This is a genomic window from Streptomyces millisiae (assembly GCF_031845425.1).
Lineage (GTDB): Bacteria > Actinomycetota > Actinomycetes > Streptomycetales > Streptomycetaceae > Streptomyces > Streptomyces millisiae.
This window is the reverse complement of sequence record NZ_JAVREM010000350.1, coordinates 1-433: the sequence shown is the minus strand read 5'-3', so window position 1 is coordinate 433 and position 433 is coordinate 1. Positions and strand designations below refer to the sequence as shown.

Below are 433 nucleotides of genomic sequence, written 5' to 3'. Positions count from 1 at the left end.
GCTGTGCCGACCCCACCGGTCACGATCCCGACGCACTGGGCCATTTCGGTTCCTTCGGGGGCCGGTTTGTTCCCGAGGCGCTGAGGGCGGTGATCGAAGAGGTCACCGCGGCCTATGAGAAGGCCCGCGGTGACCAGGCAGTCCTCGATGAGCTCGACCGGTTGCAGCGGCACTACAGCGGCCGGCCGTCGCCGCTGTACGAAGCGACCCGGCGGTCCGAATACGCAGGTGGCGCACGGATCTTCCTCAAGCGAGAAGACCTGAACCACACCGGTTCTCACCAGATCAACAACGGTCTGGGCCAGGCACTGCTGGCACGGCAGATGGGCAAGACCCGAGTCATCGCCGAGACCGGCGCCGGCCAGCACGGGGTCGCCACCGCCACGGCGTGTGCGCTGCTCGGCCTGGAATGCATCGTCTACATGGGTGCGGT

1 protein-coding gene is annotated in these 433 nt (G+C 67.2%); it reads left to right on the top strand.

Annotated elements, in window-relative coordinates; all coding sequences use genetic code 11:
- A partial coding sequence (locus tag RNC47_RS37035; protein WP_311605262.1) for a pyridoxal-phosphate dependent enzyme occupies positions 1-433 on the top strand: 433 nt, incomplete at both ends.